Origin of the sequence: Flavobacterium rhamnosi (genome assembly GCF_048286515.1) — a bacterium.
GTDB lineage: Bacteria > Bacteroidota > Bacteroidia > Flavobacteriales > Flavobacteriaceae > Flavobacterium.
The window spans coordinates 48285-54806 of sequence record NZ_JBLVPS010000025.1; the positions used below are offsets into that span (position 1 = coordinate 48285).

Below are 6522 nucleotides of genomic sequence, written 5' to 3' on the forward strand. Positions count from 1 at the left end.
ATATTGATTTAGTACTCTTTTTCGTAGCTCATTTCATTACTCTCCTCGTTAACTTTCTCATTAACTTTTTCAATAATTTTTTTATTGACTTTAAGATGAATACCAAATTGAATTTGCTTTGTATAAAATGATAATTTTTCATCACTGGAATTTGATACGTTAATACCTGTAGAATAATTATATCCAAAACTCAAATAGCCATATTGTGATAATTTACTTTTTACCTGAATTCCTATAAAGGGCACAAGCACTAATCCAGAAAATTCTTTTTCCTTTGTTAAATCGAACAGTAAGCTATTCGTTTTTTGCTTACCATAAAGAATGGTGTCTATATTTAACCCTATTTTGGTGTCGATGTCAAAATAAGTGGTCTCTATAATATTAAATTGGAAGGAGTTTTTAATGCCAATATATTCAGTTTTCCAATTGTAGCTGTTTAAATCTGAATTAGCAGTGGAATTATACTCATCTAATGTCAAACTAATATTGTATCCAAATTTTTTGTTTTTAAAGGTTTTTAAGTAACCGATTTCAAAAGTAGTTCCTGTGCCTATCTGGAAGTCGATGTTTGTTGTTTCAGTTGTACTTTTGAATTTATATTTAGTATAATTCTTTCCGGTACGAAAATATGTTCCCTGACAGTATCCATTCGTAACAGCTATAAAAAACAATAGTATTATTGTTGGTTTGGTCATTTTAATTTTATTGTTTTGGTTGAATAATTATAATTTTCTCGCATTAGTTTTAGGATGTGTTTTTCCTCTGATAAATAAATAGTATCAATAGTCAGAACATTTTCATTGGCTTTCTTTTCCAGATAGAAAACCACTTTCCCAGGTAAATCAAAAAAAGTTAGTTTGATTAAGCCCTTAATTTTAGATGAAAATTCAAAATTCACAACCGCTGAAACGGGATTTGGATCGGTCGCTGTTATTATGTCTTCCGGTATAAAACGTGAATTTGGCCCACGGTTTGTACTTTGCTGATACCCTTGATTAATCACTAAATTGTTTTTTTAATTTCCTGAAATACTTTGTAGCCCTATTGTTTCTTTTGTTGTGAGAATTGGCTATGGACTTCGTTTTCAATGGATAGTACTAAATGCATAAAAACGGGATGATTTATTTCGAATTTTTTATTAGCAAATTTTATAAATATCGCAAGGACTACACTAGACATATGTCTAAAAAGAAAGAAGGCTGATTTTATATAAAATAAAACAGAAAGTCTATGCCATTTTTCAGGATAATGGCAAGCAAAATAAGTAGGAATTGGAACGAATTGTTGACTTGAAAAAAATCAATTTCGACCTGTTTTTAATCTAGAACTGAATTGGAAGAACCCTCGGGATTTTTTAATGCTAAATTGATATTCCAATTATCATGAAAACCATCCCATTCGGACTGAGATAATTTGAATATTTCAATACTTTAGCACCTACTGTAATAGTGCAGCAGTTACCTTTTGTAGCATTAATGGTAATACAATGTACGCCCGAAGGGACATCATGATAAACAGTGTCTGTTTGAAAAGAATCATTGTCTAATAGGTACTCGTATGACCCAAAACCATTGGTAATAGTTACGATGATCGCATACGGTCTTCAAAGGAAGCTGCCACCTTTGCATATGCGATGGCCAGGCTCAATTTTTCAACGAGTACATTTATGGGACTAGAATTACTGTAACTACCAATATTCGTTGTCTTTTTTAGATAGTTACAGTATAGATTCCTTCCTGGGTGGCTTTATACTTAACTCCGATACCCAAATGAGATTATCTATTAGAGCGTCTGTCATTATTTTGATTTGGGCGTCTCGAATTAGAGTTGTTGTTCCCGCTTCTTGAATTAGCAGTATTTGTTTTTTTCGGGTTTGAAAAACGTTGTTGCCTTCCTTGACCTTGTTTAATAGGTTCTGTTGATGCGTTAGGATCTGGCTCAAAGTCTTTAATGTTTTCTACAGGCAATTTCATGCCGACCAATTTTTCTATATCGCGTAAAAAAGTGGTTTCGTCTGGACTAAATAAAGAAATAGCTTCTCCACTTGCTCCAGCTCTTCCTGTTCTACCAATTCGGTGGACGTAATCTTCGGGAATATTCGGCAATTCAAAATTAACAACATGTGGTAGTAATGGTATATCCAAACCTCGAGCTGCAATATCTGTAGCTACCAAAGCTGTCAGGCTTCCGTTTTTAAAACCAGCTAAGGCTTTGGTCCGTGCACCTTGGCCTTTATTACCATGAATAGCAGCTGCTTTAATGCCAGAACTAATCATACTTTCGCACAGCTTATTAGCACCTTGTTTGGTACGCGTAAATACTAAAATCTGTTTCCAATCTCCTTCAGTAATAAGTTTTATTATCAATTCTGTTTTTTTCTCTTTTGCAACAGGATATACTTTTTGGACAATAGCATCCACTGTTGTGTTTTCTGGGGTAGCTTCTACATGAACGGGGTTGTGTAAAATACCCATTGCCAATTTCTTAATGTCTTTTGAAAAGGTTGCCGAAAACATCAAGTTTTGCCTTTTTGAAGGTAATACTTTTATAATGCGTTCAATATCTCGTAAAAAACCCATGTCGAGCATACGGTCTGCTTCATCTAAAACTAAGATTTCAACTTTAGAAAGTGATATTAAACCTTGATTCTGTAAATCGATTAATCGACCAGGAGTTGCGACTAAAATATCAATACCTTGACGCAATTGACCAACTTGTGGATTTTGGTTTACGCCTCCAAAAATCACTGTGCTACGTAAATCTAAAAATTCACTGTATTCTTTTATATTGGCATATACTTGAGCGGCCAATTCTCGTGTTGGAGTTAATATTAAGGCACGAATGGGTCTTTGTCTTAAGTGTTGCCCTTGCGATAATAATTGTAATATTGGAAGTGTAAAACCTGCTGTTTTTCCTGTTCCTGTTTGTGCTGATGCTAATACATCTTTGCCTTCTAAAATTGGCGGAATTGCTTTTTGTTGTATTGGAGAAGGTGTTGTGTATCCTTTTTTGCTGATGGCTTTTAATAAAGCATCAGATAAGCCTAATGAGTTAAATGACATAAATAGTGTTTATGAAGTAAACACGATTGTTTGAATACTTCTTTAAGTTGGCGCAAAGGTACTGCTAATTTTCTCGGTGTGGTTTTGATTGCTTGATTTCGTTTAAATAAAGTATAAACTTCGTTTTAATCTGTTACAAACAATAGTGGAGACGATAATAATTAGGGTCAATGCTTGTTATTCCTTTAAACGGAATGGAATATCAATAATTAGTTTACTACACCCATTTTTTTGAACTCTTAAATAGTTCTAAATCTGCTTATAATGAAATTTTATAATTAAGGTAATGAAGACGCTGTCACAAAAAATTAATGCCTGACCCAACATTTCTGTTCCCTTTTTGTTTCCTTTTATTTAAAAAAAAACGGGACTTCCAGAGTTTTGCGAAGAGAGATGCTCTGATGCCTTTATGAAGCAGTAAATACAAGGGTTGCTGTCCCGTAAAAATTTATAAATATTTAAAGGGAGGTATACAAAAACAATCCAGATATTAGGTCTTCAATCGCGACAAGCTTTTGTTAAATTGAAAAATTTAGTTTACTAAACTCTGGAGCGAGAAGAAAAGGTTTTATTAATTGTTCAATCTTAAAATTCTAATTATGAATATAGTAAAAAGAGCAAAAGCTCCAACTCCGAAATTTTTAAAGTGCTTCGAAATATAGGATTGGCATTGGCTGCAGTTGGCGGAACTATTTTGGCTGCGCCAATTGCTTTGCCAATTGTTGTTAGTTCAATAGGAGGGTCTTTGGCTGTTTCTGGTGACATATTATCGGCTGTAAGTCAATTGACCACAACTCAGGAAAAAAGTAATGCAAGCAGGTAATCACACATTAATAGGTACCGCTGGCGGTACATTTTTAAGTGTATTGCCGAATTTGCATTCGGAAGATGTTTTAAAAACGGTTGTACTAGCATCTGTTGGTGCGTTTGTTAGTTTTACAATATCTTTAGTATTCAAATTTTTCATTAAGAAGCACAAAAAATAGTCTAATTAATTGATTTTAGGTTTATTGTACTGTTTTTTAGTTTTTTATATTGAAAATACAGAGCTGTTATTAAAGTTTTCATTCTCCTTGTATTTTACATATCCCAATTGATTGGTAATTAATTTTGTTTTTCCAATTCTAAAATCTTCTACATTAGAATGATGATGACCATAGATCCAATACTCTATTTCATTATTTTCTATAACTGATGACATTTCTGTTCCAAAAGCTTCATTTATGTGGCTATGGGCATATTTCTCAGGATAATTGATAAAAGTAGGAGGGTGGTGGGTTATCACCACTGTTGGATTATTTGTTTTAGTTTGGAATGTTTCTTCTAAAAACAATCTGCTTTCCAGATGGAGTTGGTTATAATCTTCAACAGTTAGTCTTTTTTCATTTTTTCGAATTACTCTAAAATCCGAAAGGCTTTGTTCTATGATAAATTGTTTTTCAGTTGAAATGTTTGACCATAAGGTTGAAAATACTAGTCTCACTCCATTAATGTTTTTTACCGTATTGTTTAGTAAAGTTACATTGTCTCTAATTTTTTCCTCAAAAGAACCACTTCTTTTGGAAATATCTGAGTTATAATATTCATGATTACCAGGAATCCAATAGGTATGCTCAAAATGTTCGGATATATAATCAAAGAATTTTTGATGTTGATGTATTTCTTTAAAAAGTACAATGTCACCAGCCAAAATAAGAACATCTCCTTTTGGAATAATCGGATTTTCCAAAACCCATTTTCGGTTGTCTAAAAATTCTAGGTGGAGATCTGAACAGTATTGAATTTTCATATTATTTTCCATTATAAAAGATTTAACCTTGAAAATCGCTCTGTAATTAATTCTTTATACCCTAGTTTGAAATCTTCACTCAAAAAACTTTTGTCAATTAGATCCAGCCATTTGACTTTGGCTTTTTCCATTTTATTGAATATATTTTCCTGTTGTTTCGCCTCTAAATTTAAGGTTGTAAAAGCTGCTACAAAATCAGTTCTCCTTATTTTTTTCTTTTTGGCGTTTAATGTCAATGCCAGATCTTCATCGTCTGCTGGATTTACAATAGCTGTTGCTACCATATCATAACCTGGTGATAATACAGGGCCTATTCCTGGCTGATTAATTAAAGAGAAGTTCTTGAGGTGCATATCAGCATTTCCGGTAAGGAATGAAAATAATACTTGCTCAAAAAAATTGACTACATCCAAACCCGGGTTGGTTGAGTATTTTATTATAGCTTTTGCTATTTGTTCATAGGAGCCATGGTATTTGTTTTCGGTTAACCTTTCGGTTAATTGGCACATGTCTTCCATGTGTAATTTATCTTTTTTATTGCGATCTATCCTTTTGGTGATGTAGGCTAATTTTCCTGATTCTAATCTTATCAAGCTGTGCGGTACCACTTTTATTTTAGCTAGTGTAGCTAAGTGCATAGTAAGATCTTCAACTTCGGGTAGTTGTGGAAAATTGGATGTTGGTGGTTTTAGAATATACCCTCCCCAAAGACCTAGAATTGTAAATCGTTTGGGTTCATTTCTATTTTCACTGGGTGTGAGTTCTAACGACAGTTTTGGTTGTACTCCCGTTACTGTCATATGACTTTTCACCACTTGTAATGCCAATTCTTCCATTTGAGTTTCTGTAAATGGGAGCTCAGGCGGAGTAGGTACACCGAATATTTTTTTGCTGCAGGATGTATGAAAATCTATTTCGTTTTCCTGTAGGTTTTCATAACAATATAGACATCTGCTCATACTTTCTCTTCATTTATGGGATGAACACTAACCGCACCAATGCAATCTTTACAACAAGACAATAATAAACCCATCCGGTCTCTTGGATTTAATTTCCAATTTTTTTCGGCTATGTCGAGTAGCCATCCTTCGGGAATTAAACCATCGAAAAAAGGAAATAGTACTTTACTAGTGTATGCCGCTTCTTGTACTGGTAATGTCAAACTAACCGGTTCTGGATTGTTGATTTTCAAAAAGGCGGGGTCGTAAACAAAATGGTATCCGTTTTCGTCTTGAGAAAGCCAACCCGCAGTTGTGTTGTGTATTTTAATTTCAGCCTTTATCATCTACTGTAGTTTTATAGATTACTGGGACAGCTCCTACTTGATAGCCGAATAATTGCAACACTTGGTTTACTTTATCTAAACGCACCGTTTCTTTGCCTTGTTCTAAATCACGAACAAAACGAAGTCCTACGCCTGCTTTTTCTGCCAATTCCGGTTGTGTGAGATTGGTTGCGTTTCTTTTTTCTTTGACGAATTCACTTAATTTCATATGTGTTTTGTTTTATTTTTTTAATTCGACACCAATAGAGACCTGCTAAAGTTCTCTTTAGGACACTTAAATCAGCAATGATACCTTTGTTAATTTTGTTTTTAAATTATTCTTCTATTACTCAGTGTTTTGTTTTATAAAAGGATAAGAAATTGTAAATTTTCATATTCGAGCTTCC

8 protein-coding genes are annotated in these 6522 nt (G+C 33.5%); 1 reads left to right on the plus strand and 7 read right to left on the minus strand.

All coding sequences use genetic code 11. The annotated features are described in order from the left end of the window. Positions 1-8: 8 nt before the first annotated feature. The 3 genes from ACNQGN_RS16330 to ACNQGN_RS16340 form a co-directional block, all read right to left on the minus strand. Positions 9-695: a hypothetical protein gene (locus ACNQGN_RS16330; RefSeq protein WP_417988900.1), complete on the minus strand. Its 687-nt coding sequence runs from the start codon at positions 693-695 to the stop codon at positions 9-11. Beyond that, positions 692-1003, minus strand: a complete 312-nt coding sequence (locus ACNQGN_RS16335) for a hypothetical protein (protein ID WP_417988901.1) — start codon at positions 1001-1003, stop codon at positions 692-694. The genes ACNQGN_RS16330 and ACNQGN_RS16335 overlap by 4 nt, the downstream gene beginning before the upstream one ends. A 772-nt stretch (positions 1004-1775) precedes the next feature. Further along, complete coding sequence (locus tag ACNQGN_RS16340) at positions 1776-3062, minus strand: DEAD/DEAH box helicase (protein WP_417988902.1); 1287 nt, start codon at positions 3060-3062, stop codon at positions 1776-1778. A gap of 646 nt (positions 3063-3708) precedes the next feature. On the opposite strand from ACNQGN_RS16340, the gene ACNQGN_RS16345 reads away from it, so the two are divergent. Then, positions 3709-3885, plus strand: coding sequence for a hypothetical protein (locus ACNQGN_RS16345; protein ID WP_417988903.1), 177 nt, complete (start codon positions 3709-3711; stop codon positions 3883-3885). 207 nt (positions 3886-4092) lie between these two features. Here ACNQGN_RS16345 and ACNQGN_RS16350 read toward each other — a convergent pair whose 3' ends face one another. From ACNQGN_RS16350 to ACNQGN_RS16365, 4 genes are read right to left on the minus strand one after another with little or no spacing between them, the layout of a single operon-like run. Continuing rightward, a complete protein-coding gene (locus tag ACNQGN_RS16350) occupies positions 4093-4863 on the minus strand; it encodes a metallophosphoesterase (RefSeq protein WP_417988904.1) in 771 nt (256 codons plus the stop codon). Continuing rightward, positions 4863-5810 carry a HipA domain-containing protein gene (locus tag ACNQGN_RS16355; protein ID WP_417988905.1) on the minus strand — a complete coding sequence of 316 codons (948 nt, stop codon included), beginning with the start codon at positions 5808-5810 and terminating at the stop codon, positions 4863-4865. The genes ACNQGN_RS16350 and ACNQGN_RS16355 overlap by 1 nt, the downstream gene beginning before the upstream one ends. Next, the gene (locus ACNQGN_RS16360; protein ID WP_417988906.1) at positions 5807-6136 is read right to left on the minus strand and encodes a HipA N-terminal domain-containing protein; all 330 of its coding nucleotides are present in this window, start codon (positions 6134-6136) and stop codon (positions 5807-5809) included. The genes ACNQGN_RS16355 and ACNQGN_RS16360 overlap by 4 nt, the downstream gene beginning before the upstream one ends. Next, the gene (locus ACNQGN_RS16365) at positions 6123-6344 is read right to left on the minus strand and encodes a helix-turn-helix transcriptional regulator (RefSeq protein WP_417988907.1); all 222 of its coding nucleotides are present in this window, start codon (positions 6342-6344) and stop codon (positions 6123-6125) included. Before ACNQGN_RS16365 ends, ACNQGN_RS16360 begins: the two co-directional genes overlap by 14 nt. Between the last annotated feature and the right edge of the window lie 178 nt (positions 6345-6522).

What these genes read in the sequence shown, in the direction of transcription:
- ACNQGN_RS16330 (WP_417988900.1), bottom strand. Translation starts at nt 695, where the DNA reads ATGACCAAACCAACAATAATACTATTGTTTTTTATAGCTGTTACGAAT.
- ACNQGN_RS16340 (WP_417988902.1), bottom strand. Translation starts at nt 3,062, where the DNA reads ATGTCATTTAACTCATTAGGCTTATCTGATGCTTTATTAAAAGCCATC.
- ACNQGN_RS16350 (WP_417988904.1), bottom strand. Translation starts at nt 4,863, where the DNA reads ATGGAAAATAATATGAAAATTCAATACTGTTCAGATCTCCACCTAGAA.
- ACNQGN_RS16355 (WP_417988905.1), bottom strand. Translation starts at nt 5,810, where the DNA reads ATGAGCAGATGTCTATATTGTTATGAAAACCTACAGGAAAACGAAATA.
- ACNQGN_RS16360 (WP_417988906.1), bottom strand. Translation starts at nt 6,136, where the DNA reads ATGATAAAGGCTGAAATTAAAATACACAACACAACTGCGGGTTGGCTT.
- ACNQGN_RS16365 (WP_417988907.1), bottom strand. Translation starts at nt 6,344, where the DNA reads ATGAAATTAAGTGAATTCGTCAAAGAAAAAAGAAACGCAACCAATCTC.